At 51.0% G+C, this 25812-nt stretch carries 26 protein-coding genes and 2 tRNA genes; 17 read left to right on the plus strand and 11 right to left on the minus strand.

Features of this window, described 5'->3' with window-relative positions; genetic code table 11:
* Positions 1-2 precede the first annotated feature (2 nt).
* Together ABLU88_RS03595 and ABLU88_RS03600 are read left to right on the plus strand one after the other, a co-directional pair.
* On the plus strand, positions 3-1334 hold the full coding sequence (locus tag ABLU88_RS03595) for an LLM class flavin-dependent oxidoreductase (protein ID WP_025106093.1): 1332 nt from the start codon (positions 3-5) through the stop codon (positions 1332-1334).
* A gap of 21 nt (positions 1335-1355) precedes the next feature.
* Entirely contained in the window at positions 1356-2567 is a 1212-nt protein-coding gene (locus tag ABLU88_RS03600; RefSeq protein ID WP_025106094.1) for an aminotransferase class I/II-fold pyridoxal phosphate-dependent enzyme, read from the plus strand.
* A 281-nt stretch (positions 2568-2848) separates the two neighbouring features.
* Here ABLU88_RS03600 and ABLU88_RS03605 read toward each other — a convergent pair.
* A tRNA-Asn gene (locus ABLU88_RS03605) sits at positions 2849-2924 on the minus strand.
* Positions 2925-3024: 100 nt separating this feature from the next.
* Positions 3025-3825, minus strand: coding sequence for a DgsA anti-repressor MtfA (gene mtfA / locus ABLU88_RS03610; protein ID WP_161505340.1), 801 nt, complete (start codon positions 3823-3825; stop codon positions 3025-3027).
* A gap of 90 nt (positions 3826-3915) precedes the next feature.
* Here mtfA and ABLU88_RS03615 point away from each other — a divergent pair.
* A tRNA-Ser gene (locus ABLU88_RS03615) sits at positions 3916-4005 on the plus strand.
* Between the two features lie 441 nt (positions 4006-4446).
* Here ABLU88_RS03615 and ABLU88_RS03620 read toward each other — a convergent pair.
* The 4 genes from ABLU88_RS03620 to ABLU88_RS03635 form a co-directional block, all read right to left on the minus strand.
* Complete coding sequence (locus ABLU88_RS03620) at positions 4447-5904, minus strand: glucosyltransferase domain-containing protein (RefSeq protein WP_057174023.1); 1458 nt, start codon at positions 5902-5904, stop codon at positions 4447-4449.
* Positions 5901-6893 carry a glycosyltransferase family 2 protein gene (locus tag ABLU88_RS03625; protein ID WP_323733609.1) on the minus strand — a complete coding sequence of 331 codons (993 nt, stop codon included), beginning with the start codon at positions 6891-6893 and terminating at the stop codon, positions 5901-5903. Before ABLU88_RS03625 ends, ABLU88_RS03620 begins: the two co-directional genes overlap by 4 nt.
* On the minus strand, positions 6890-7279 hold the full coding sequence (locus ABLU88_RS03630) for a GtrA family protein (protein ID WP_049069769.1): 390 nt from the start codon (positions 7277-7279) through the stop codon (positions 6890-6892). The genes ABLU88_RS03625 and ABLU88_RS03630 overlap by 4 nt, the downstream gene beginning before the upstream one ends.
* Before the next feature lie 644 nt (positions 7280-7923).
* Positions 7924-8994: a porin gene (locus tag ABLU88_RS03635; protein ID WP_025106098.1), complete on the minus strand. Its 1071-nt coding sequence runs from the start codon at positions 8992-8994 to the stop codon at positions 7924-7926.
* Between the two features lie 628 nt (positions 8995-9622).
* Between ABLU88_RS03635 and drpB the strand changes: the two genes are divergently transcribed.
* Genes drpB through ABLU88_RS03655 form a run of 4 tightly spaced genes read left to right on the plus strand, consistent with a single transcriptional unit; the run spans position 9623 to position 12607 of the window.
* The gene (gene drpB, locus ABLU88_RS03640) at positions 9623-9904 is read left to right on the plus strand and encodes a cell division protein DrpB (protein ID WP_004852229.1); all 282 of its coding nucleotides are present in this window, start codon (positions 9623-9625) and stop codon (positions 9902-9904) included.
* Between the two features lie 42 nt (positions 9905-9946).
* Complete coding sequence (locus tag ABLU88_RS03645; protein ID WP_014229888.1) at positions 9947-10642, plus strand: phosphohydrolase; 696 nt, start codon at positions 9947-9949, stop codon at positions 10640-10642.
* Between the two features lie 56 nt (positions 10643-10698).
* Positions 10699-12132 (plus strand): DNA cytosine methyltransferase, encoded by a 1434-nt coding sequence (locus ABLU88_RS03650; RefSeq protein WP_048261048.1) that lies wholly within the window; start codon positions 10699-10701, stop codon positions 12130-12132.
* Positions 12113-12607 carry a very short patch repair endonuclease gene (locus tag ABLU88_RS03655; RefSeq protein WP_049079898.1) on the plus strand — a complete coding sequence of 165 codons (495 nt, stop codon included), beginning with the start codon at positions 12113-12115 and terminating at the stop codon, positions 12605-12607. The genes ABLU88_RS03650 and ABLU88_RS03655 overlap by 20 nt, the downstream gene beginning before the upstream one ends.
* Here the strand turns inward: ABLU88_RS03655 and yedA are convergent.
* Positions 12582-13493, minus strand: a complete 912-nt coding sequence (yedA, locus tag ABLU88_RS03660) for a drug/metabolite exporter YedA (RefSeq protein ID WP_046878069.1) — start codon at positions 13491-13493, stop codon at positions 12582-12584. The genes ABLU88_RS03655 and yedA overlap by 26 nt on opposite strands.
* A gap of 183 nt (positions 13494-13676) precedes the next feature.
* Here yedA and ABLU88_RS03665 point away from each other — a divergent pair, with 183 nt between their 5' ends.
* From ABLU88_RS03665 to dgcQ, 3 genes are all read left to right on the plus strand, one after another.
* Positions 13677-14588, plus strand: a complete 912-nt coding sequence (locus tag ABLU88_RS03665; RefSeq protein ID WP_004852222.1) for a DUF808 domain-containing protein — start codon at positions 13677-13679, stop codon at positions 14586-14588.
* 75 nt (positions 14589-14663) lie between these two features.
* On the plus strand, positions 14664-14843 hold the full coding sequence (locus ABLU88_RS03670) for a DUF2158 domain-containing protein (protein WP_025106102.1): 180 nt from the start codon (positions 14664-14666) through the stop codon (positions 14841-14843).
* 107 nt (positions 14844-14950) lie between these two features.
* Complete coding sequence (gene dgcQ, locus ABLU88_RS03675) at positions 14951-16618, plus strand: cellulose biosynthesis regulator diguanylate cyclase DgcQ (RefSeq protein WP_348836163.1); 1668 nt, start codon at positions 14951-14953, stop codon at positions 16616-16618.
* A 329-nt stretch (positions 16619-16947) separates the two neighbouring features.
* On the opposite strand, the gene yodD is transcribed toward dgcQ, so the two are convergent.
* A complete protein-coding gene (gene yodD, locus ABLU88_RS03680; RefSeq protein WP_014229881.1) occupies positions 16948-17163 on the minus strand; it encodes a YodD family peroxide/acid resistance protein in 216 nt (71 codons plus the stop codon).
* 132 nt (positions 17164-17295) lie between these two features.
* Here yodD and dsrB point away from each other — a divergent pair, with 132 nt between their 5' ends.
* Positions 17296-17484, plus strand: coding sequence for a protein DsrB (gene dsrB / locus ABLU88_RS03685; protein WP_004136599.1), 189 nt, complete (start codon positions 17296-17298; stop codon positions 17482-17484).
* 41 nt (positions 17485-17525) lie between these two features.
* On the opposite strand, the gene rcsA is transcribed toward dsrB, so the two are convergent.
* Entirely contained in the window at positions 17526-18149 is a 624-nt protein-coding gene (gene rcsA, locus ABLU88_RS03690; RefSeq protein ID WP_348836164.1) for a transcriptional regulator RcsA, read from the minus strand.
* A 456-nt stretch (positions 18150-18605) separates the two neighbouring features.
* Here rcsA and yedD point away from each other — a divergent pair, with 456 nt between their 5' ends.
* A complete protein-coding gene (gene yedD / locus ABLU88_RS03695) occupies positions 18606-19022 on the plus strand; it encodes a lipoprotein YedD (protein WP_161505342.1) in 417 nt (138 codons plus the stop codon).
* 49 nt (positions 19023-19071) lie between these two features.
* Here the strand turns inward: yedD and amyA are convergent, their stop codons facing one another.
* Positions 19072-20559, minus strand: a complete 1488-nt coding sequence (gene amyA, locus ABLU88_RS03700) for an alpha-amylase (RefSeq protein ID WP_025106105.1) — start codon at positions 20557-20559, stop codon at positions 19072-19074.
* A gap of 201 nt (positions 20560-20760) precedes the next feature.
* Between amyA and tcyJ the strand changes: the two genes are divergently transcribed.
* The 5 genes from tcyJ to sdiA all read left to right on the plus strand — a co-directional run bounded on the left by tcyJ (position 20761) and on the right by sdiA (position 25100).
* Entirely contained in the window at positions 20761-21561 is an 801-nt protein-coding gene (gene tcyJ, locus ABLU88_RS03705) for a cystine ABC transporter substrate-binding protein (RefSeq protein WP_064358825.1), read from the plus strand.
* Positions 21562-21656: 95 nt separating this feature from the next.
* Positions 21657-22643, plus strand: coding sequence for a D-cysteine desulfhydrase (gene dcyD, locus ABLU88_RS03710; protein WP_219558457.1), 987 nt, complete (start codon positions 21657-21659; stop codon positions 22641-22643).
* 15 nt (positions 22644-22658) lie between these two features.
* A complete protein-coding gene (gene tcyL / locus ABLU88_RS03715) occupies positions 22659-23327 on the plus strand; it encodes a cystine ABC transporter permease (RefSeq protein WP_004103458.1) in 669 nt (222 codons plus the stop codon).
* Entirely contained in the window at positions 23324-24076 is a 753-nt protein-coding gene (tcyN, locus tag ABLU88_RS03720) for an L-cystine ABC transporter ATP-binding protein TcyN (RefSeq protein WP_004852203.1), read from the plus strand. Before tcyL ends, tcyN begins: the two co-directional genes overlap by 4 nt.
* A 301-nt stretch (positions 24077-24377) precedes the next feature.
* On the plus strand, positions 24378-25100 hold the full coding sequence (gene sdiA / locus ABLU88_RS03725) for a transcriptional regulator SdiA (RefSeq protein WP_014229875.1): 723 nt from the start codon (positions 24378-24380) through the stop codon (positions 25098-25100).
* 67 nt (positions 25101-25167) lie between these two features.
* Here the strand turns inward: sdiA and ABLU88_RS03730 are convergent, their stop codons facing one another.
* Positions 25168-25392: a DUF2594 family protein gene (locus ABLU88_RS03730; RefSeq protein ID WP_110192857.1), complete on the minus strand. Its 225-nt coding sequence runs from the start codon at positions 25390-25392 to the stop codon at positions 25168-25170.
* Positions 25393-25812: the final 420 nt, after the last annotated feature.

Here is a 25812-nt window from a genome sequence, read left to right on the forward strand (position 1 = left end):
CCATGACCTCTTCTTCATCTTCTTCAGAAAACACGCGTAAATTGCGTCTTGGTCTGTTTGTGCAGCCGCTCGGGCATCACGTCAGTGGCTGGCGCTTAACTGAAAACCTCGGTTCGCCGACCGATATCGACTGGCTGACGTGGATCGCCAGAAAAGCCGAAGAGGGTAAATTCGATATGTTCTTCATCGGCGATGCCCTGGCGACCAGCGTCTACCGTTTACCGTCCACCATGGCGCGGCTTGAACCGCTGACCTTGCTGTCGGCGCTGGCGGTACAAACCCGCCATATCGGGCTGGCCGCCACGGCTTCAACGACATTCAGCGATCCGTTTAATCTGGCACGCAGCTTTTCTTCTCTCGATCACATCAGCCACGGCCGGGCGGCGTGGAACGTGGTGACGTCGTTTTCAACGGACGTGGCGCGTAATTTCAGCCGTGACGATATGCCCGCGCATGCCGAACGTTACGCCGTGGCGCATGAGTTTCTCGAGGTGACGTTCAAACTGTGGGAAGGCTGGCAGGAAGGGGCGGTACAGCCGGACAATGCCAGCGGTCAGTATTTCGTCAATGAGAAAATCAATCCGGTGAACCATCAGGGCAAGTATTTTCAGGTACAGGGGCCGCTGAATATTACCCGTTCGCCGCAGGGGCGTCCGGTAATTATCGAAGCGGGTTCTTCCGCTGACGGCCAGAAACTGGCAGCGGCCACCGCCGAAGTCGTGTTTACCGCTGCCGCAACGCTGGAAGAAGCGCAAACATTTTACCGTGCGCAGAAACAGCAGGTGAAAGAGGCCGGACGTAATCCGGAGCATATGCTGATTTTGCCGGGTGTAATGCCCATTGTCGGCCGCACGCGGGAAGAGGCGCGCGAAACCTGGCACGAACTGAATTCGCTGGTGGATATTGATAACGGCATCCGCCAGCTGTCCACTCGCTTTAATATGGATCTGAGCGTGTTTCCGCTCGACGGGCCGGTGCCGGATGTGCCTGCCGGTGAAGGTAATCAGAGCCGTGTGAAACTGCTGACCGATCTGGCATATCGCGAAAATCTGACCTTACGTGAACTGGCCGCAATTGCTGCCGGTTCGCGTGGGCATCGCGTGCTGGTCGGTACGGCGGAAGATATCGCCGATGATTTCCAGCACTGGCTGGAAGAAGGCGGAGCAGACGGTTTCAACATCATGCCTGCAGTGATGCCGGAACAGCTTTCGCTGTTTGTTGAGCTGGTGATCCCCGAATTACGTCGCCGTGGGTTGTTCCGTGAAGAATACGAATTCAGCACGCTGCGTGAAAACCTCGGTCTGCCTGAGCCTGACTTTAACCCTCAGACTTAACTTTAGCGTTGGAAAATTACGATGACGATTTCTTTGTCAGACCGCGTTCAGCGCGTGTCTCTTTCCGCCAATGCGGCGGCGAAACAGCGCACCAATGAACTGAAAAGAGCCGGGGTGGATATTTTGGATCTCACCACTGGCGAACCGGATTTTGATACACCCGATCACATCAAACAGGCAGCATACGAGGCGATTGCGCGTGGCGAAACAAAATACACGCCGACGCCGGGGATTCCGGCGTTGCGTGAGGCGGTGCAGCAGAAATTACAGCGGGAAAACCGGCTGGAATTCGCTGTTGCAGACATCATTATTGCCAACGGTGCCAAGCAGGTCATTTTCAATGCCTTTGCCGCCACGCTTAATGATGGCGATGAAGTGATTGTACCGGTGCCGTACTGGCCGACATTTCCGGACAGCGTGCGGTTTAACGGCGGCACGCCGGTGTTTATCGAATGCCATCTGGAGCAGGGTTACAAACTGACGCCGGAACAACTGGCTGCCAGCACTACATCGCGTACCCGCTGGCTGGTACTCAATCATCCGGGAAACCCGAGCGGTGCGGTATATTCTACCGCTGAATTACAGGCGCTGGCCGCCGTCCTGCGCGGGCATCCGCAGGTGCTGGTCATGCTCGATGACTTATATGAGCAGATTCTGTTTGATGGCTGTGAACATCAGAATCTGCTCAACGTGGCCGATGATTTTCAGGCGCGTAGCCTGCTGGTGGGCGGCGTATCCAAAACTTATGCGATGACCGGCTGGCGGATTGGTTTCGGTGCCGGGCCGAAGGCGCTTATTACCGCCATGACCGTGGTGCAGTCGCAAATCAGTTCCGGTGCCAGTTCGGTGAGTCAGGCGGCTGCGCTTGCAGCCTTTAACGGCGGGCTGGATTTTATTGCACCACAGGTTGCGGCATATCAACAACGGCGCGATGTGATAACCGACATTCTGGCGAATATTGACGGGCTGGAGTTGCGGGTGCCGCAGGGCGGTTTCTTTGTCTTTTGCCGCTGCGCCGGATTAATCGGACGTTACCGGCCTGACGGGGCAAAAATCGAAAACGAAGCTGACGTGCTGGATTATCTGCTGGAAAGCGGCGTGTCCGGCGTTGGCGGCAGCGCATACGGCTTGTCGCCCTATTTCCGCTTATCGATTGCCACCGATAACGCTACAGTAGCTGAAGCCGGGCGGCGTATTGCATCGGCTTGCGCGAAGCTCAGCACCGCTCAGTAAATTCAACGTAATTATTGAACCGCCTGGATTGACTAAAAGGTACAGGCCACGAGAGTCGGAAACTTAGAAAGGTTTAGCGGATGATTTTAAGCTGCGGATTTTAGTGTCGTTCAGTGGCATAGGGTGGTCACTCCATAATCAAACTGAAATGACCCCAAATCAGACTACCAATCTTGCCCGATGCGGAGGGGAAAATGAAAATGCATCAGGAAGACTTTTCACGCTAACCTGTTGAATCTAAATCGTATAAAGATTCGTGAAGATGCATGAAAACAAGAAGTTGGCTCCTCTGACTGGACTCGAACCAGTGACATACGGATTAACAGTCCGCCGTTCTACCGACTGAACTACAGAGGAATTGTGTGAACGAGGCGAATACTACTGGTCTCGGATTTTTGTGTCAACATTAAATTTAACTTGCTGATTCAAATGGCTAAATTTAGTGCAGGTCGTTGTTTTAGTGTACTGCCGGGCTATTGCCGTCATCCGGTGGGGTATTCTCACGTAATCTCTCCAGCGGATCCTGGCGATAGAACAGGCAAAAACGCTGCCAAAGCGCGGGAAAACGCGGGGCGAACAGCTCTGGCGCGCTAAAGAAGTACTCAGAGAGTACGGCGAAACATTCGCCAGGATCGGTGGCCGCGTAGGCGTCAATACTGGCGGCGCTTTCACCGACCAGATCAATCTCATCCTGAATATTGTTCATGGCAGCATGGAGATCGTGTTCCCAGCCAGCCACCTCGCGCAGGGGGATAAACGGCACGCCGCTCGCGCGATCGCCATTGCGGGTATCCAGCTTATGCGCCACTTCATGAATAATCAGATTGAAACCGGAAGCGTCGAAGGAGTCCTGAATGTCCAGCCAGTTTAGAACAATGGGCCCCTGCTGCCAGCTTTGCCCTGATTGCACGATTCGCTGGCTATGCACCAGGCCGATATCATCTTCCCATTCGTCGTCGACAACGAAGGGGGCAGGGTAGATAAGCACTTCGTGAAAACCATCTAACCACTCGATGCCCAGTTCGAGAACCGGCAGGCAAAACAGGAGCGCGATACGTGCGCTCTGTAGGGGAGTGAGCTCCAGCCCCTGTAATGCAACCAGACGCTTCTGTTGCAAAAAGCGGGATGCCATTTGCGCCAGCTGCTGCTGCTCATGGTCGGAGAGGTTGGCTAATACAGGGATGGCAAGCGCCTTTTCCCAGGGGATTTCCGCGTTGCCGGACTCTTCATCTACTTTCCAGGGCCATTTAAACATCATATTGCTCGCAAAGTCGTCACTTGAACTGAATAAAAGAGACAGGAACTATTAAAATGCCAAAGAACCTGGCATTATAGCAACCTCAACAGCGGAGAGATGCCGGAGCGGCTGAACGGACCGGTCTCGAAAACCGGAGTAGGGGCAACTCTACCGGGGGTTCAAATCCCCCTCTCTCCGCCACTATTCAACAAAATCAGTCAGTCGCAAAGCGCTTTTGATTTTGCCCTGCATAAATCCCTGCATTAACATTTCTTTCTATCGCTCTGTTTTCTCGCCTCTAACGCTGTCTTTTTTACCATGTTGCCTCTTGTTGGGCATCCACTTTTATCCTCTTTAGTTCACAAGCTCACACTCTTTACAATAGCTTAGCCCGTCTTGCATCACAGATAACAAAGCAGTTAACTGCCCTTGCTACACCCGGATTCTGTAAGGATATCCTCAAGAGAGGGGATGATGGATGAAAAGAAGCGAACTCAGAAAAGCACTGGAAGCATGGTTGACCGTCGAGTGCTGTGAGGTGATAGAGAGACTTATGACCCAGGCCCGAGCTGCCGGGATAAAAACTATCCCGCGCGGATCTGGCGCGGGATCATAAACCGGTATGCGGGGTGGCGAAAAGTTTCAATAGTTGGAGGTTGAACTCCTCATCGCATCGCCCGTTTTTATAATGATGCAATCAGTGGCGCATTGCTCCTTTGCCGTCAGAATAACATTATCGGGAAGCCTGAAATGCATTGACTTGCTAATTAAGATTTGCTCCGCCATCCCCTTGATAGCCCAGGGAGCCGCAAGGGAAATATTGCCAAACTCGTCATAACGTTGTGTTTTAGTAAAGGCGTTATAGGCAGGATCTTGGATGTCAAAAAGAACATCCCCTGTAAATGTTTTCCCCACCTTGTAGGAAAGCGCGCTGGCTAATGCGTTTAACTCCGATTTTTGTGGGATAATGAAACCATTAAAGATATTGTATGATGCAGCGATCATCGCGAATACCGTCAATATGGGTAGCGCTTTTTTTGCTATGTTGAGTTTGCTTGTCAAGGCATCTAACCCAATAATAATAAGAGCGCATGTGAAGAATTCCAGTGCTATCAGTGACCTATATGCAGCCCAGTTTTCCTTGACTAATAAGTTTGGAGAGTAGGCGCCAATCCCCATGATAATAAACATAAGAACCTTAATCGGGCCTGATTTGCCTTTTATTATTGAAAGTAAACCTATTGCGCAAATTATTAATGAGAGCGTTGTGAAAAAGGTGCCTGGAGTTATATTAAAGTTGTTGATAGCGTTAATCAACGGTTCTTTTATAAACCATCGTAATTTCTCAAGTGGATTATTAGTTAACTCGGCACGTGCAATTGAACTGCCATATAACCATACAGGTATAAATTTTGAAAATAGCAGGCTGCCAAGCATGCCGATAAATAAAGCTGCGCCACTGATTAAAACAATGTTGATGGAAAAGGGTTTGTCTTTTTTCAGACAGTTATCAAGCATGACGAAAAATAAAAATGCCATCGCCGTTGGTTGATATATGGCAAATGCAAACCATAAAATAATGACGGATGCTGCAAATCTTATAATTGTCGTTTTCTTATTGATCGGTTTTAATGTCGCATAACTTATTCCGGCAAGGAGTATGGAGAGTACAAAAGGGAAACATGTCGCCCAGGAATTATAAACCTGTACTGCGGGCGTCAGGCATATTAATAAAGGGAATACGATCGTTGTTATTTTACGCTCGAATATGTTTCTTTTTTCTATAAATGAAAAAAGGAAAAAGCAAAGCATAAATACCGATATTACGGTAAAAAATCTAAGATAGGCAAGGTCATCGATATTGTGAACTAGCGTAAAGGCAAGTCGTCTGGCAACGGCATACAAGGGTCTGCCGGATTGCATATCCCATTGAAACGGAGAGCCTTTCCCTGAAAAAACATCGGAAAGTGTCGACCAGTCATCTGAAAATGCGTAACTAAATATAATCGTTGGGCTATAAACTAAGAAAATTGCCGCGAGGTAAAACATTGCAATAATTTTTTTAGAGTAAGACGTCATCCGTTCGTCCTCAGTGTTCATTGCTCGCCTCTCATTTCGTGTTTTGCTACCTCTTCGATAAAATATTTGGGCCGATTTTTGGATTCCATATATATTTTCCCAACGTATTCGCCAATTATCCCCAAAGAAAGCATCTGGACACCGCCAAGGAAGAAAATCGCAATCATTACCGATGTCCAACCCGCAACGGTATTTCCCAGGAGCTTCTCAATGAAGGCATAGATTGCAGCAAGTGAAGATAGAAGGCATGTGGCAACCCCAGCGGCAGCGATCATACGTAATGGGGTAATTGTCAGAGACGTTATTCCTTCTAACGCCAGTGCTACCATCTTTTTTAAGGGGTATTTTGATTCGCCTGCAACCCTTTCATCTCTGCTATAATAAACGCTGCTGGACTTATAACCCAACAGCGGAATTAGCCCCCTTAAATATAAATTTTGTTCTTTAAAATCTTTTAATGCTGTCAACGCTGTACGGCTAAGAAGCCGGAAGTCCGCATGGTTAGGAACCTGATTGACACCCAGCCCTGACATCAGAGAATAGAATTTATTGGCTGTTGCCCTTTTGAATACTGAGTCACTACTCCTGTTGTCGCGTACGCCATAAATAATCTCAAATCCTTCATTATATTTGTCTATCATTTCCTCAATGCAACCTATATCATCCTGTAAGTCTGCATCAATACTTACGGTAACGTCCGTATCCGCGTTTGCCAACCCCGCCAGCAGGGCGATCTGATGGCCCCGGTTCCTTGATAATTTCAGACCGCGGACGAATGACTTTTCCTGTGATGTGGATTTAATTTGTTCCCAGGTGTTGTCTTTACTGCCATCATCGACAAAGAGGATATAACTATTTCGAGCGATTTTTTCTTTTTCGAGGAGGTTTTGTAATACCGTGGTAAGCCCCTCCAGGCAGTATGGAAAGGCCTCTTTTTCATTATAACAAGGAACAACGATTGCTAACGAAGGTATTTTGCTCCTCGTGTGGTTTATATTAATTTCTTTCATTTCATTGACCAGTATTTGTTTAGAATAAAACCAGCTGTTGTGTAAATCACCATGCCTACAACTTGCGCTGTATAAATAGCATTAGGTATGACGATGAAAAAAACTTTCATTGCTATTAAATTTAAAATGTAACAAAAAGCGCATGTAGACAGGAATTTGATAAATCTCAGGGGGCTTAATGTCGTTGAGAAAGTGAACTTCGCATTCATAACAAAACTGAAAATAATACCAACGACATAACCTGTTGCATTTGAAAGGTAGACTCCCACGCCGACATGCATCAGGCCAAATATAACAACTGCCGTAATGGCTGTATTTGCCAGGCCAACGATAATGTACCTGAACGCTTCTCTGGATATATTTTTTTTCAAGGTGTAATTAATCATTTATTGATTTACATCAATTTTGCAAAGGGGCGGTTAAGAGACTGAATGCACGGTCGATATAAGCAATGAGCCCCTGGAATATAAGTATTTGACGCCAACTCGTGGTCGGTGTCAACCTGGGTTTTTATTACCGTGGACATATTCCACGTCGGGTATTGTTTTACGTTTCTCTGGCCGAGCTTGTATGGATATGATAATGCCGAATGGCGGCGATATAAAAGCCGGAAAGCAATCGGAGGCGTGAGCTCTGGTGCGGTCATATCAGGCAGAGCTGCGGTATTAACTTGTCTACTGTTACGGTATTTATGCGCGGACGTTGCTGCGCTCAAGAAGAAAAAACAGTTTAAATCTCCCGGATAGGGCTGAGGGCGGGGAGTGAAAATATTGTGAGTTTTTTGTTTTTTATTGTTAATTATATCATTTGCATGATGACGTAATTTTCTTCCAACGTCTCCCGTCACAAAGGATATCACGCCTCGAAGGGACTATAATTATCATCTTCATGATTTACTGCGGAGCAATCGTTGATAGATCGCAACGCCTCATCTTTCTGCCGTGTAGCGATATTCGCGATGCAGGACGAGGAGTCGTTGGTAAAAACGAAAAAACCCGCACGAGGCGGGCTTTAGATTAACCAGGCAGTCTTAGAACTGGTAGGTGATACCCACGGCGAACTGATCGTCGGTGGCTGCGCCACTTACCGCCGCGTCTTCATCATCGATCAGATTGAATTTGTATGCGGTGTAAACGTTGAAGTTTTTGTTGAAATAGTACCAGGCACCCAATTCAACGTAGTTCATGATATCCGCATTAGTGTCTTCTTTGGCGCCCAGGTCTTTACCTTTCGCGTAGACATAGCCCAGGGATGGACGCAGGCCAAAATCAAACTGATACTGAACAACGGCTTCGATGTTCTGGGTGTGATTGGCAAAGCTGCCAAAAGTCGTTTTCTCCAGCGGAGTCATGTTACGGGATTCACCGTACATGACTGATGCATACAGACTATTTGCATCGTATTTAGCCGCCAGGTTCCAGACTTCAGCTTTTTCGCCTCTGCGGTCCGCAGCTTGTTCATCAGTACGGTCAGAGTTGCTGTAGGCGCCAACGAAACCGAAGCCGTCAAAGTTGTAGTTAACGGAGAAACCAAAACCGTCGCCGTTTGATTTTTTCGCGGTGGTATCGTTGTTTTTACCCTGATACTGCAGAGCAAAGTTCAGGCCATCCACCATGCCGAAGAAGTCGGTGTTACGGTAGGTTGCTACGCCGTTGGTACGGCCGGTCATGAAGTTATCGGTGTAAACCAGACCGTCACCACCCCACTCAACGAGCATATCAGTGTAACCCGCCGCGTCATAAACCACGCCGTAGTTACGACCATAATCGAATGAACCGTAGTCGCTGAATTTCAGACCGGCGAATGCTAAACGAGTAGCGCTGCCCTGTTGACCTTCCGGTTTGTCCGCTTTGATGTTGTATTCAAACTGGCCATAGCCGGTCAGTTCATTGCTAATCTGGGTCTCGCCTTTGACGCCGAAACGCGCATAGGAGGTATCGTCAGAGTTGTTGTTGCCGCCATCATGGGTCATGATGTGTTCGCCAACCATTTTGCCGTAGAAATCCAGTTTGTTGCCGTTCTTATTATAGATCTCTGCTGCATTAGCCGCGCCAGCAACTAATAAAGCTGGAACCAGAATTGCCAGTACTTTTCTTTTCATTATATATTCCCTTTTGATTATAATTAATATGAATTGTGTCATTCCTTCCGGGGTGACTATTAAATACTAACGACGAAGTTCATTTTTCTTTAAATTAAAAATGTAACTAAATTATATCTAATATTACAAAAGGTTTCTGTTCTATTCATTATATTTAAATTGTATTGGTGTTTGAAAATTTATTTATTGTGTTTATGTCTTTTAATAACATTGGTTTATGATTGGTTTTGTATGATTTTTGTTGTCCATAAGCTTCATGTGCTCTATGAATTGCGGGGTTGTATTTATATGTTATATGTTTATTTCTCAATCTCTTATTGCCGCCGCTTTTCTGTAAAGATAAAGCGAAGGGCGAGCAAGCAAATATGATATTTGAGGCAGGGAAGGTGGGGGTGAATATGGTCTCAGAAATTCAGTTATATTCATTAATTTGTATTATTTAAAAACGAAATGAATTCATTGACTATATGTAGCAGGCGATAGGGTCGTGCTCCCTACCAGTGCGCAAAATCGAACCCGTGAGAGAGGGATCTGCTGTTTTGCAGGCGTTTTCGCTATATAATGTGACCAATATCACATTTTTTACCGGTGGGTGATAGGGGTTGTGAAGTAGATGGAGAACAAATGAATGGAAGATAAAGCGAAAAGAAGTCCTGGCGGGAAACTGGCGCTGTGGGCATTTTACGCCTTTTGCGGCTATTTCCTGTGGGCGATGGCGCGTTACTGGTGGGTTGTCGGGAAGATTGAAAGCGTGCCCGGAGCGACGATTGACGGCGAGCTCGGCTCAACGGCAGGAAAATGGATTGGCGCGCTGCTGGGTTTTCTTGTGTTGGGTATTGTCGGGACCCTCCTCGGGGCGATCGCCTGGTACACGCGTCCTAATCCGCAGATGTATGAACATCACGATTAAAATTGCTATGCTCGTTGCTGGCCTTATATCAAAGGAACGCGCATGGACCTTTATCACTGGCAGCAACGATTTGAAGCCTGGCTAAGCCAACATCACGGGCAAGAGGATGCTGCTCACGATATTTCACACTTCCGCCGGGTATGGGCTACCGCGCAGCAGTTGGCCGAAGAGACCGCTGCCGACCGCCTGGTGATCCTCACTGCCTGCTACTTTCATGACATTGTCAGCCTGGCGAAAAACCATCCTGAGCGAAGCCGTTCTTCCGCGATGGCGGCGGAAAAAACGCTGGCTATCCTTCAGTCCGCTTTTCCTGATTTCCCCCCGGAACGCTACGCGGCGGTTTTACACGCGATTGAAGCCCACAGTTTTAGCGCGGCAATTGCACCGCAAAGTGAAGAAGCGAAAATCGTCCAGGATGCCGATCGCCTTGAGGCGCTGGGGGCGATAGGGCTGGCGCGCGTATTTGCGGTGTCCGGCGCGCTGAATAATAGCTTGTTTGATGCCCGCGATCCCTTTGCTGACCGGCGGGAATTGGATGACAAAACGTATGCGCTGGATCACTTCCAGTGCAAGCTGCTGCGTTTACCGAAAACGATGCAGACAGAAAAGGGCAGGGCAATGGCGGTGCACAATGCGCGTTTTCTGGTGCAGTTTATGGCCAAGCTGAGCGCAGAGCTTCGCGGAGAGCCGATGGCGCTTGATGCTGAGGTTTTGCAGCGCTTTGATCCACTAGCATAAAACTGGCCGCGCTATTTATGGTAACCTCTGCAAAAATAGTCGGGCTGGTTGAGGTTATGGCGCAAAATTTATCCAAGGAAAATCCCCCGTCTTTGAAGGTTGAACATACCGGAGAAGACGCGCAGGCGCTATTGCGTCAGCTAATGGCGATATACGATGTCAAAACGCTGGTCGCGCAGTTAATTGCCGTCGGCGAGCAGCACTGGAGCCCGGCTATCCTCAAGCGCGTTGCGACGGTAGCGCGCGCGGCAGGTCGTATCACCCGCCAGGAGCAGGCCCACCTGCGCACGCTCCTGCCGGAGCCGCCGGTGCATCATCCGCATTACGGGTTTCGCTTCGTCGATCTGTTTGCCGGTATCGGCGGTATTCGCCACGGTTTTGAAGCGATTGGCGGGCAATGCGTGTTTACCAGCGAATGGAATAAACATGCGGTGCGCACCTATAAAGCCAACTGGTACTGCGATCCTGAGCAGCATCGTTTCAATGAAGATATCCGCGATGTGACTTTGAGCCATCTCCCTGAGGTGAGCGAGGAAGAAGCCGCGCAGCATATACGCCAGACTATCCCGCAGCATGACGTTTTACTGGCCGGCTTCCCCTGCCAGCCGTTTTCTCTCGCCGGCGTGTCGAAGAAGAATGCCCTTGGTCGCGCTCACGGCTTTGCCTGCGAAACGCAGGGGACGCTGTTTTTTGACGTGGTCAGGATTATCGCCGCCCGTCAGCCGCCGATTTTTGTTCTGGAGAACGTCAAAAACCTGAAGAGTCACGATCGGGGGCGGACGTTTCGTATCATTATGCAGACGCTGGATGAGCTGGGGTACGAGGTTGCCGACGCGGCGCATACCGGGGCGGATGACCCTAAAGTCATCGACGGGCGCTATTTTTTACCCCAGCACAGGGAGCGTATTGTGCTGGTGGGTTTCCGGCGCGATCTCCAGCTGCATGAGGGATTTACCCTGCGCGATATCGCCGCTCTCTATCCCACTCGCCGGCCGACCTTTGGCGAGCTGCTGGAGCCCGCGGTTGACGACAAATTTATTCTCACCAGGGTGCTGTGGAAGTATCTCTATCGCTACGCGCGTAAGCACCAGGAGCGGGGGAACGGTTTTGGCTACGGGCTCGTCGACCCAACGAATCCGCACAGCGTGGCGCGAACGCTCTCTGCGCGCTATTACAAAGATGGCGCGGAAATCCTCATTGACCGGGGCTGGGATCGGCCTCTGGGCGAAAAGCATTTTGATGACCCTGAAAACCAGCTTCGTCGTCCGCGCAGGCTGACGCCCCGCGAGTGCGCGAGGCTTATGGGTTTTGAGACGCCGCAGGGATATCGCTTCCGTATTCCGGTCTCGGATACCCAGGCCTATCGCCAGTTTGGCAATTCCGTCGTCGTGCCGGTATTTGCGGCGGTGGCGAAGCTGCTGGCGCCGCGTATTGAACAAGCGGTTGCCAGGCGTGAGCAAGAGATTAACCATGGCCGACGTTCACGATAAAGCCACCCGCAGTAAAAACATGCGCGCGATAGGCACCCGCGATACGGCAATAGAGAAACGGCTGGCTGGGCTACTGGCGGGCGCCGGATTCTCTTTTACCGTACAGGATGCCGCGCTGCCCGGCCGCCCGGATTTTGTCGTGGCGGACTATCAGTGCGTTATCTTTACCCACGGCTGCTTCTGGCATCATCATGATTGCTATCTGTTCAAGGTTCCCGCCACAAGAACCGCGTTCTGGCTGGATAAAATAGCCAAAAACGTGGCGCGCGATCGCCGGGATATCGGGCGACTGGCGGAGCAGGGATGGCGGGTGCTGGTGGTCTGGGAGTGCGCGCTGCGCGGGCGAAAGAAGCTCAATGACGACGCGCTGGGAGAACGGCTGGAAGAGTGGATCTGCGGCGGCGGTCAGTGCGCGCAGATCGATACTCAGGGCATAGGTGTGCTGGACGTTACTTCTGCGCCTTACAGGATGTAATTTCACGACGCGCCGGGAGCAGGTATTTGCCGAGCGTCACCAGAATGACCGCGAAAATGATAATCCCGAGCGCCAGCCACTCTACGGCAGATAAGCTTTCTCCGGCAAAGCCGGTTCCCAGCAGTACGGCGACCACCGGGTTTACGTAGGCATAGCTGGTCGCTACCGCCGGTGTTACGTTACGAATCAAATACATATACGCGTTAATGGCGATAAGCGAACCGAAGATAGCCAGATAGGCGACGGCAAAAATACCGGACCACGACGGCATCTGGGTTAATTTTTCTCCGGTTAGCGTGGAGGCAATCATCAGCACGACGCCAGCCGCCAGCATCTCAATGGCGCCCGCCATCATCCCCGTTGGAAGCTCGATTCGCGAGCCGTAGACGGAACCAAAAGCCCAGCTCATTGAACCGATAAGTATCAGCAGCGCGCCCCAGGGATTACCGTTCAGGTTGCCGCCGCTGTTGAGCAGTACGATCCCCGCGAGGCCAATAGCGATACCCAACCACTCAAGCTTACGGGTCGCAATACCAAAAAAGCGGCTAAAACACAGGGTGAACAGCGGCACCGTCGCGACCATGACCGCCGCAATGCCTGAAGGCACGTGCTGATGTTCGGCGAGCGTCACAAAGCCATTACCTACCGCCAGCAGCAGCACACCAATCAGCGCCGCGTTAAGCAGCGGCTTTCGCGCAGGCAGCTTATGACCGGTTGCCAGCAGCCAGGCAGTTAGCACCGCGCCCGCGGAAAGAAAACGCACGCCAGCCATCATCAGCGGAGGCCAGCTGGCGACGCCGACGGCGATAGCGAAATAGGTGGAACCCCAGATGATATACAGCGCAAACAGCGCCCCGATGAGCGGTAACAGCTGACGGGTAGACATACTTCCTCACGACGGTGCAGAGATAGAAAGGGGACGTATAGTAAACGTGAAAACTATCGTGCTGGCGAGCGCTTTAATTCGCCTGCTATGGTTAAATTTTTGTTGACTATGGACACCGGTGGGCGAAAAAGCGCTTTTGCTTCATACTTCAGGAGGAACAATCATAAATGAAGGAATGCAATTTTGGCGGGAAGTAGTCTATTAACCTTATTGGATGATATTGCCACGTTGCTCGATGATATTTCGGTCATGGGGAAACTGGCAGCAAAAAAAACGGCAGGCGTATTGGGAGACGATCTCTCGCTTAATGCTCAACAGGTCACCGGCGTGCGGGCCAACCGCGAACTGCCGGTAGTCTGGGGCGTAGCCAAAGGCTCATTGATCAATAAAGTCATCCTGGTGCCGCTGGCGTTGTTGATCAGCGCTTTTATTCCGTGGGCGATTACGCCGCTGCTGATGCTGGGGGGCGCGTTTCTGTGCTTTGAAGGCGTCGAGAAGGTGCTGCACAGCCTGCAGGCGCGCAAACACAAGGAGGATCCGCAGGTTCGCCAGCGGCGGCTTGAGGCCCTGGCGAACCAGGACCCTATGGCTTTTGAACGGGATAAAGTGAAAGGGGCGATACGCACCGATTTTATTTTGTCGGCTGAAATTGTCGCCATCACGCTTGGGATTGTGGCGGAAGCGCCGTTATTGAATCAGATCCTGATTTTATCCGGCATCGCGCTTCTGGTGACGGTGGGGGTCTACGGTCTGGTGGGGATCATCGTCAAGCTGGATGATATGGGCTACTGGCTGGTGGAGAAAACCAGCTCGCTGGCGCAGTGGACAGGCAAGGCGTTGTTGGCGATCGCGCCCCGTCTGATGAAAGTGTTGTCCATTGTTGGCACTCTGGCGATGTTCCTGGTGGGCGGCGGTATTGTAGTCCACGGTATTGCGCCACTGCACCACGCTATTGAAAATCTGGCCCATGGGCAGAACGGGGTCATTGCCTCGCTGCTGCCAACGGGCGCCAACCTGGTGCTGGGATTCATCATTGGCGCCATCGTGCTGGCTGGAGTGAAAGCGATTGCTGCTCTGCGTCGTCCGGCAAAGTAAATGTGCTCCTGGTCATGCAAAGTGGTTCAGCTTCGTCTATGTTAAATCTGTTTCTTCCTGATACCGGAGGCAAAAATGGTCTTGTTGGTCAGTGATGAAGTCAGGCGTAAAAGCGGTGGCCCCCGAATGGTCGTTACCGGGTTCGCCAACGGCATGGTTGAATGTCGCTGGTATGACGGTTACGGCGTTAAGCGCGAGGCGTTTCGTGAAGATGAACTTATTCGCGGAGGGGGAGGGAAGCTGAACCGCTCCTGACCCGTTATCAGCGCCCGGCATTCGTCGGGCGCTTTCATATTAATGGTTGTTTTACGAACAGGGAGCGTGGATGACGTTTGCTTCTTTAACCGTGCTGCGAGAAAACGATGGATAAGCTGATGTGGGTGAAAAAATTGCGCCAGATTTTAAGCCCCGGATATGTGGTTAACCTCTGTTTTTTTATCGTCTTCTGCTTTTCCACGTTGTTGATATGGCGTGAGATCAAGGTCCTTGAAGAAGCCTACGTCGCAAACCAGCGCAATAATCTTGAAAACGTTTCCCATGAGTTCGACAGCCTGCTGCAGTTTAACATCGACAGAATGATTTTTTTTCGTAACGGGATGCAATCGGCGCTGGGAACGCCGCTGGATTTTGTCGTATTGCGCAAGGCGGAAGAGGATTATTTAAAAAAGCGGCATGATCCCCTCTGGTCCGTTGAGATTCATAACCGGCGGACGCTGCCGGTCTATGGCGTTGCCGATGCATTTGTCGACGGCGACGCGCTTCTCTCTCGCGATAATTCCTTTTCCGGCAATGAGCTCATGGCCACTCTTGAGCTGGGCTATATGCTGCGTCTGGCTAATAACAACCGTCGTTTTGCGAAACGTATGCTGTACGTGTCGCGCAATGGCTTTTTTACCACCACCGAGCCGCTGAAGAATGCGACACAGGCGCTGGCGCTGTATTCGCGGGCGACAAGCGCCCCCTGGTTTACCCGGCAAACGCAGAGGAATAATCCTGCTCGCGGCATCGTGTGGCAAACCTTTCCCGATGAGGCGTCGCAGCGCGAAATGCAGGTGGTGACGGCGTCTATTCCGCTTGATTTCCAGCGCTATTGGCTCGGCGTACTGGCAATGGATTTCTCGGTACAAGAGATGAAAACGTTTCTGGTCAATGCGATTAAAACGGGCGAAGAGGGCGAGTACCAGCTTTACGATAATCAGCTCAATTTGATTGCCTCTTCCGCGCCGGGCAACGTACTAACGCTGCTGTCGCCGCGGGAACAGGAGATGCTGAGCCGCGCGTCTTCTCATGAGAATCAGGGAGGGATTCGCCTGGTCACGCGTTATATCAGCTGGGAAAACTTACGCAATTTTGATGGGGTACTGATCCGTATCCATACGATCCGGGAAGGCGTCCGCGGTGACTTTGGCAGCATCACCATTGCTTTAATGCTGATGTGGCTCATGTTCACGCTGATGTTGATGATCTCCTGGCTGGTGATCCGCCGAATGGTGCGCAATATGAGCGTGCTGCAGACCTCCCTGGAGTGGCAGGCCTGGCACGATGCGTTAACCCGCCTATTAAACCGCGGCGCGCTGTTTGAACGCGCCACTGCAGAAACTCGCCTGAGCGAGCGTTTAAAGCGGCCCGTTGCGGTGATTCAGCTCGATCTGGATTATTTCAAAAGCGTTAACGACCTGTACGGCCATCACGCGGGCGATCGCGTGCTGTCGCTGGTGGCGAGTACTATCGCCAGCCATATTCGGCAAGGCGATCTTGCGGGGAGAGTTGGCGGGGAGGAGTTTTGTATTGTGCTGCCGAATACCGCGTTAAAAGAAGCGAAGGCGATTGCTGAACGGATCCGTATCCGGATCAATAGCCGCGAAATTTTGCTGGGTAACAGCACGTCTTTGCGTATTACCGCTTCGTTTGGGGTGAGCTGTAGCGAGGATTCGGGTGAGTATAACTTTGAAAATTTGCAGTCTGTTGCCGATCATCGCCTGTATCTGGCCAAGCAAAACGGACGCGATCGGGTCTGCGCCGAAGGGTGAAATTAATTCCTCATGTAAATAAATTGAATTGAAATCATCCACTACGGTTATTTTAGTGAGATTATTCTTAAAAAACGTTTGGCGGCGATCGGACGTTCGTGGAAGAACAAATGTCTGCAGTCCTTGCCTGGCGAGCGTTGCCAGCGTGAGGGGGAAGGTAAGCCACATTTTTCAATAATTTGCTTCATGAATGTTTGTTGTCATGCAAAATAATTGAGGGTAATGTTTGTAGCGCATCGGATATCCTGGTGTAACGAATTTTCAAGTGCTTCTTGCATTAGCAAGCTTCATCCCGACTCCTGCGAGTCGGGATTTTTTTCGCTCAGAATTCAGCGGTTGGCTTCCGTGATGCTGAAATCATGGATATCGAGCTCAAAGGCCTCAGCCAGCTCGCGCCAGGTGTGGTAACCCCGGCCATCAATACTGACGTGGTGGGGATCGTCTTGCGTACGCTGAACTTCACTTTCGCTGATTTCATTAATCGCCGCCAGCAGGGCGTCAACGTCTACGCTTCCTGCGCCTTGATTTTCTTTGGCGGTTTTCATTGCGGGTACCTCGCTTAACTCAGACAGGGCTATTTAAGTATAGTCGGTCTACAAAAACAGCAGTTACCGGGCAGGACACTGCGCGATCGGCAGTTTTGTTCTACACTGGCTCAAAAATAGAGGAGATGAGTTATGCAGGTAAACGATCGTGTCACGGTGAAGACCGATGGTGGCCCACGTCGATCGGGTGTTGTACTGGCGATAGAGTCGTTTAGCGAAGGCGTAATGTATCTGGTTTCGCTGGAAGATTACCCGCTCGGGATCTGGTTTTTTAATGAGAACGGTCATCCCGACGGTATTTTCGTTGAGCGGGACGAGTGATTTGCCTCAAGTGAACTGGCGGCAGCGGCCGCCAGCGTCTTTCAACGCAGGTTGACGTGAATTCCGGAGGTGATGTTTTCAGCCAGTCGTACGATATGATAAATCACCTGTTTGTTGTGGGTATGAATTTTCTTTTTAATATTGCCCTTATGCGATGAGACGGTTTTGGCCTTAATGTTCATCTGCGCTGATATGTGCGAGGTTCCGTGCCCGGCCATCCACATCTGCAGCATATTTGATTCGGTCTGGCTTAAGGACAGCGTGGGGATATTAATCCGGGTGGGACGATAGTTCTCATATTTCAGGCGGATGGCAAGGATGTCGTCCAGGTCTTTTTCGGTCAGTGATTTAGAGCAGATAAGTAAGTTTTTGCGCACCAGCAGGTAGTGATCGAAATGTATATTCGCCAGCGACATAAAGATAACAAATAGCGTCGCAGGATACTGGCTAATGATTTGCCGGATAAGCTGGTTGCTCTCTTCATGATGAATAAAGCAGTCTTCGTTGATAAATACCACCGTCGGGCGGCTAGTCTCGCAGAGAGCCTTCAGGCTCGGCGCACTGTGTACTTCAGTGATATTGCGCTTCCTTACCCCTCTGCCCGTCAGGTACCCGGTTAATCCCAGCCGGGTGAAGCTGCACAAATCCATGATAATCGTTGACATGACCCATCCTCAATCAACACGTAACGATAATTTATTCCTCGCTGACAAGCGCGATGAAGTCCATTTTGTTAGCAATAAAAAACGACTGCTGCCGTGGAACCATTAGGCAGCCTGAACTATTCCGTAATAAGCCCCATAATTTGCCAGGAATATTCTCAAAGTAAAGGCTACAAATCGCTATGTGGAGGAAATAAAAACAATAAATACCCGTCATATATAAGTTTGCCATTTTAGCGGTTTTTTAAAATAGGATTATCCTTATATTGAATGGTTAAAATAACACCTGCTGATTTATGGGTTTTATTCGATGGGTTAGAATAACTTAACATTTGAAGGCTATTTTTTACCATATTGGGTATGCCCGACGTTCGCCCTGCTGCGCTGTTGCCGAATCGCGAAGGGTGGCGAGCTTAACGCTTTAATGCCACAATGTTTTTTTATCGGTGTGTGGGATGGATGATGAAAAAGATAGTGTTTGCTGGCGCTCTGCTGGCCCTGGCCGGGTGTGTTCAGGTTGATAGCTACAGCGAGGTTGTTAAAGCGCCAGCGCCGGCTGGGCTGGAAGGATACTGGCAATCGGCCGGCCCGCAGAGTGAAATGATGAGCCCGGATGCGATTGCGAGCCTGATCGTCACCAAAGAGGGCAATACCCTTGACTGTCGCCAGTGGCAGCGGGTTATCGTCCTGCCGGGTAAATTAATGAAGCGTGATGATGCGGTTTATAACGTCACCTCCGCGTTGGATGTTTATCCGATTGAGCGCGAAGGCGATACCCTGAGCTACGACCGGATGACGCTCAAGCGGGTGGATCGTCTCACCCCGGAGTGTGAACAGGCATGGAAAAAGGCCTCGGCTGATAAAAGCGGGCAATAAGCTTTTTGCGGGCTGAAACCCTTCTCAGCCCGCGGTGTTTCTCTGTATTTTATAGCACCTCTTCGATAACCCAGACGCTGACGCTGCCGCCGTTACAGGTAAAAACCCCGTTTCCTTCATCGTCGGTTTCAATCACTTCCTCGCGGTTGCCGAGAAAATCACGCCAGCGTTTATTACGGTAGTTTTCCCCCAGAGGAAGCGTTTTTTCTCCGTCGTCACCGTTGGAAAGCACCACCACGCAGCCCGGATCCTCTTCGGTACCGCTGCGGCTGAAAGCGATACAGTTCGGATGATCGAACCACAAAGTTTGTACGCCGTGAGCAAAACGCTGACGGGCATCGATCAGTTCGTGTAATTGCTCAATAACCGGCATCTCAACGGCGTAGGTCTCGCCGTCGCCGCCGGTATCTTCGTAGCTGGCGCCGAACAGGTCGGCATAAAAGACGGACGGAACGCCGTTTTCACGTAACAAAATGAGCGCATAAGCCAGCGGTTTGAACCAGGCCTCAACCGGCGCCTCCAGCGCCTGCAGCGGCTGGGTATCATGGTTGGTCACCAGGGTTACGGCGTGGAACGGGTCGGCTTCCACCAGGGTGCCGCTAAAAATCTGGCTCATGTCATAGTCGCGTCCCTGCCGCGAGGCTTCATGGAATTTCATCTGCAGCGGCGCGTCAAAGAGCATCGTCTTACCGTCAACCATGTCGATATACTGCTGGAGCTTATCGACTTCATGCGACCAGTATTCCGCCACGATAAACAGCGGCTTTGTCGCCACCTCCTGGACGTGGTCAATCCACTCTTTATAAAACCAGGCGGGGATATGTTTAACCGCATCGAGGCGGAAGCCATCGCAGCCGGTCTGTTCCATCACCCAGCGGGCCCAGTACTTAATCTCCTCAGTTACCGCCCGATTGCGAAAATCGATATTTTCACCCATCAGGTAGTCGAAGTTACCCATTTCATCATCAACCTGATCGTTCCATCCCTCTCCGGTATAGTCGTTGACGATTTTAAACACGCCATCTTCATCAGGATTCTCAATATGGTCGATGCCGCTGAAGCACTTATAATCCCAGATGAATTCAGAGTATTTGCCGGCGCGTACCGGGAAGGTGTAGCGCGTCCAGGCTTCACATTCCACAATCTCCTCGGCGATTTGCGTGCGGTCGTTTTGATCAACCCGCTGAATACGTACCGGCTCTTTTTCATCCGCGCCCATTTTATGGTTGACCACTACGTCAAGGAGTACGGCGATATCGTGCTGGCGCAGGGCGGATATGGCGGCCAGAAGCTGGGCTTTATCGCCATATTTTGTGGCGACAGACCCCTTCTGGTCGAATTCGCCGAGGTCAAACAGATCGTAGCAATCATAACCGACAGAGTAGCCGCCGGAGGCGCCTTTGTAGGCAGGAGGCAACCAAATCATGTTAATGCCGATTTCGTTGAGGTTTGGCGCCAGGGCTTCGACTTCACGCCATAACTCGCCGCCGGTGGGGTAGTACCAGTGAAAGCACTGCAGTAACGTGGGGTTTTTCATCTTCCATGCTCCATACGTCATCAAGCTGACCATTGCAGTATGAGAGATATCCAGCAAAATGGAGATGTTTTCGATACGTTTTCACTATGCCCTAAAAGGCATCATATATAATAATTTGGAATAAGATGTAGCGTATCGATGTTGGTGACTAAGGTTAAACGCCTTACACTACAGCAAAATATCACTCTTTTAGGGGTATCTATGAAATTAGCACTTCTGGGTCGTCAGGCGCTGATGGGCGCAATGGCCGTCGTATTAATGACCGGCGTCAGCGTAAAAACCTTTGCTGCTGAAAATCTGCTTAATCAGGTTAAAGAACGCGGCACGCTACGCGTGGGTCTGGAAGGGACATATCCGCCATTCAGCTATCAGGGAGATGACGGTAAGCTGACCGGCTTCGAGGTGGATTTTGCTAATGAACTGGCGAAACATCTGGGCGTGAGGGCTGACCTTAAACCCACTAAATGGGACGGCATGCTGGCTTCGCTGGACTCTAAACGTATCGATGTGGTGATAAACCAGGTCACTATTTCCGATCAGCGTAAGCAAAAATATGACTTCTCGACGCCGTACACCGTTTCCGGGATCCAGGCGCTGGTGAAAAAAGGTAACGAAGGCGTGATTAAAACTGCAGCCGACCTGAAAGGTAAGAAAGTTGGCGTCGGCCTGGGGACCAACTACGAAGAGTGGCTGCGCCAGAACGTACAGGGCGTCGACATTCGGACTTATGATGATGACCCGACGAAATACCAGGATCTGCGCGTAGGGCGAATTGACGCCATCCTGGTTGACCGCCTGGCAGCGCTGGATCTGGTGAAGAAAACCGGTAACACCCTTGCCGTCACCGGTGAAGCCTTCTCTCGCCAGGAGTCCGGCGTCGCGCTGCGCAAAGGTAATGAAGACCTGCTGAAAGCGGTTGATGGCGCCATTGCGGATATGCAAAAAGACGGCAGCCTGAAGGCGCTGTCGGAAAAATGGTTTGGCGCTGACGTCACGAAGTAACGGCCAGCGGTGAAAAAAGGCGCTCCTGATAGCGCCTTTTTTTATTTCGCGCGTCACAGCGTGCATAATCAAGGATAATTCAGTCAGGAGGTCTTATGTCACTGCAAAATTTAACCCTATTCCCGCGTCTGGAACTGATTGGCGCGCCGACGCCGCTGGAATATCTGCCGCGCTTGTCCGATTACCTTGGCCGCGAAATTTTTATCAAGCGCGATGATGTGACCCCGCTTGCGATGGGGGGCAACAAGCTACGTAAGCTTGAATTTCTGGCTGCCGATGCGCTGCGAGAAGGGGCGGATACCCTGATTACCGCAGGAGCTATCCAGTCCAACCATGTGCGCCAGACGGCGGCGGTGGCGGCTAAGCTGGGCCTGCACTGCGTGGCGCTGCTGGAGAATCCAATGGGTACCCGGGCTGAGAACTACCTGACCAACGGTAACCGCCTGCTGCTTGACCTGTTTAATACTCAGGTCGAAATGTGCGACGCGCTGACCGATCCTAATGCTCAGTTGGAAGCGCTGGCGACCCGCATTGAAGCTCAGGGCTATCGTCCGTACGTGATTCCGGTTGGCGGTTCGAACGCGCTGGGCGCGCTGGGCTATGTGGAGAGCGCGCTGGAAATTGCCCAGCAGTGCGAAGGGGCGGTCGAGCTCTCCTCCGTGGTCGTCGCCTCCGGCAGCGCCGGTACGCATGCCGGCCTCGCCGTGGGACTGGAGCAGCTGATGCCCAATGCCGAGCTTATCGGCGTGACCGTATCGCGCAGCGTGGCTGACCAGCTGCCAAAAGTGGCTGCGCTGCAGCAGGCGGTGGCAAATAGCCTGGAACTGGAGGCAAAGGCCTGTATTCAGCTGTGGGATGAGTACTTTGCGCCGGGTTACGGAATACCGAACGACGAAGGGATGGCGGCGGTGAAGCTGCTGGCGCAGCTGGAAGGTATCCTGCTGGATCCGGTGTATACCGGGAAGGCGATGGCCGGATTGATTGATGGTATCAGCCAGAAGCGCTTTAAGGATGAAGGCCCAATACTGTTTGTTCACACCGGCGGCGCGCCTGCGCTGTTCGCCTATCATCCTCATATCTAATGCAGAACACATAGAATGCAAGAGAGTATCCAACTGGTTATTGATTCCGCGCCTTTTCTGCTGAAGGGCGCGGTATTTACGCTACAGCTCAGCATTGGCGGCATGTTTTTTGGCCTCGTGCTGGGATTTATTCTGGCGCTGATGCGCATGTCGCCCGTCTGGCCGATTAAATGGCTGGCGCGGATGTACATCTCCATCTTTCGCGGAACGCCGCTGATTGCGCAGCTGTTTATGATCTATTACGGCTTGCCGCAGTTCGGCATCGAGCTGGATCCTATTCCCGCGGCGATGATCGGCCTGTCTTTAAACACGGCGGCCTACGCGGCGGAAACGCTGCGCGCAGCGATTGCCTCCATTGATAAAGGGCAGTGGGAGGCCGCGGCGAGTATCGGTATGACGCGCTGGCAGGCAATGCGCCGCGCGATTCTTCCTCAGGCCGCGCGCGTGGCGTTACCGCCGCTTTCCAACAGTTTTATCAGCCTGGTGAAAGATACCTCGCTGGCGGCAACTATCCAGGTGCCAGAACTGTTCCGTCAGGCTCAGCTGATCACCTCCCGGACGCTGGAGGTATTCACCATGTACCTGGCCGCTTCGCTTATCTACTGGGTAATGGCAACGGTGCTTTCCACGCTGCAAAACTATTTTGAAAATCAGCTGAACCGCCAGGAGCGAGATCCAAAATGAGTGCGATTGAAGTCAAAAACCTGGTGAAAAAATTCCATGGCCAGACGGTGCTTCATGGTATCGACCTTGAGGTTCAACAAGGGGAAGTGGTGGCGATTATCGGTCCCAGCGGTTCGGGGAAAACGACGCTGCTGCGCAGTATTAATCTCCTGGAGCAGCCGGAAAGCGGCACGATTCGCGTAGGCGACGTGACGATCGATGCCGGGCGCAGCATCAACCAGCAAAAAACGGCCATTCGCCGCCTGCGTCAGCACGTGGGCTTTGTGTTTCAGAATTTTAATCTTTTCCCCCACCGTACGGTGATGGAAAACATTATCGAAGGGCCGGTCATCGTTAAAGGGGAGGATAAAAATGAATCCATCGCCCGGGCGCGTGAACTGCTGACGAAAGTTGGGCTTACCGGTAAAGAAAATAGCTACCCGCGTCGTTTGTCCGGCGGGCAGCAGCAGCGCGTGGCGATTGCTCGCGCGCTGGCGATGCGTCCGGATGTCATTCTGTTTGATGAGCCAACGTCGGCATTAGATCCTGAGCTGGTAGGGGAGGTACTCAATACCATTCGCCAGCTGGCGCAGGAGAGGCGCACGATGGTTATCGTGACCCATGAGATGAGCTTTGCCCGCGACGTAGCGGACCGCGCTATTTTTATGGATCAGGGGCGTATCGTTGAACAGGGTGAAGCAAAAGCGCTGTTTGCCAATCCTCAGCACGCGCGTACCCGCCAGTTCCTCGAAAAATTCCTGATGCAGTAATCGCCCCGCGCCGGCCGCATTCGCTCAGGCTTGTGCTGACGGATGCGGCCGGGCAGCGCTGAATAACCGGTTTATCAGCAAAAAAAGCATGTCCGGATGGTGGTCATAAGCAACGACGATACATCTGTCAAGGTTTTGTGCCACATCAATTGGCATAATTTTTTTAACGTATCCGGTACTTTCGCCGGACGTAGTCTAATAAATGCGGTGGCTGCCATTTTTTATACATATAAGCAGGATTTATGTGTTAGTTTTATGTATTTATAATAATGATTATCACTCAGGAGTTATTTGGTTAGTTATGAGGGACAATGATTTTTTCAGCTGGCGGCGGGAAATGCTGCAACAATTTCAGTCCGTTTCTGCAGGCGAGGGGGTTTATCATCTTCTGCAGCAGGAAGCAAAAGGGCTGGAATATGACTACTTCGCACTCTGCGTACGGCATCCCGTGCCTTTTACTCGGCCCAGGGTGACGCTGCAATCGACCTATCCTCAGGCCTGGATGGCGCATTATCAAGCCGAGAATTATCTCGCGATCGACCCGGTGCTGCGCAAGGAGAATTTCCTTCGTGGGCATCTGCCATGGAACGACAAGCTATTCCATGATACACCGGAATTATGGGACGGCGCGCGCGACCATGGATTACGCAAGGGCGTCACGCAGTGCCTGACGCTGCCGAACCATGCTCAGGGATTCTTATCCGTTTCAGGAACCAGCCATAGCCAGGGACCCTTTGCGGAAGATGAACTGGAGATGCGCTTAAGAACGCTAACCGAATTGAGCCTGCTGACGCTTTTGCGCCTGGAGGACGAGATGGTTATGCCGCCGGAAATGAAATTTAGTCGACGTGAACTGGAGATTTTGAAATGGACGGCGGAAGGGAAAACCTCGGCTGAGGTGGCAATGATTCTGTCTATCTCAGAAAATACCGTCAATTTCCATCAGAAAAATATGCAGCGAAAATTCAACGCGCCAAACAAAACCCAAATTGCCTGCTATGCCGTAGCGACGGGCCTAATTTGATCTCATGTGTTGTTCTGCGTGCCAGACGTAAGACCGGCTGTTAGTAATACCTTCAGCCGGTAATTGATTACTGACGATATGCCTGCTTAATTTGCTTAACGGTGCTGGAGAATACGGCAGCCTGAGCCTCATCTTCCATCTGCGCGATTTGTTTTTCCATTTTAATAATCACGCGGCCTGCATCAGCCTGACCCATGGCCTGCAGCATCAGCGTTATCATTGCTTTCAGACTCGAAACTTCCTGTGCCAGTTCTTGGTTATTTTCCGCAGTGGAAAAATCTGGAGTGCTCATCTATATCCTCGATTGCTTTCTGCGCAATTGCGCATGACTAAAAGTGAAGGCGGCGCAGTATACCACAAGCAAAGGAAAAAAAAGGAGTGCTTGATTTCTGTTCTTTCATCCGAGTGGTGAATGATTTAATTGACTGAATAATACGTATTCATGAGATCTAAGCGTGTTAATTTTTTCGTACGCCCCGTGTTCGTGTTAATAATTGTTACATATTCAGGCACATATTTATCGCCTACGCAATGTGTTGTGTTTTTACGTAATCTGTATGATGAATGTTAAAAAATAACTGTTGTACAACTCTATGTTATGTATGGCTTTCCAGCGGGTGTGCAGACAAATTTCCATAATTGCGCAAGAAATCTTTCCCAGCACATTTTTTGGCTTTCAAAATTAGGTTAAAACCCGGTAATATGTGGGAGA

The organism is Klebsiella sp. GW_Kp182, from assembly GCF_040062275.1.
Taxonomy (GTDB): domain Bacteria; phylum Pseudomonadota; class Gammaproteobacteria; order Enterobacterales; family Enterobacteriaceae; genus Klebsiella; species Klebsiella michiganensis.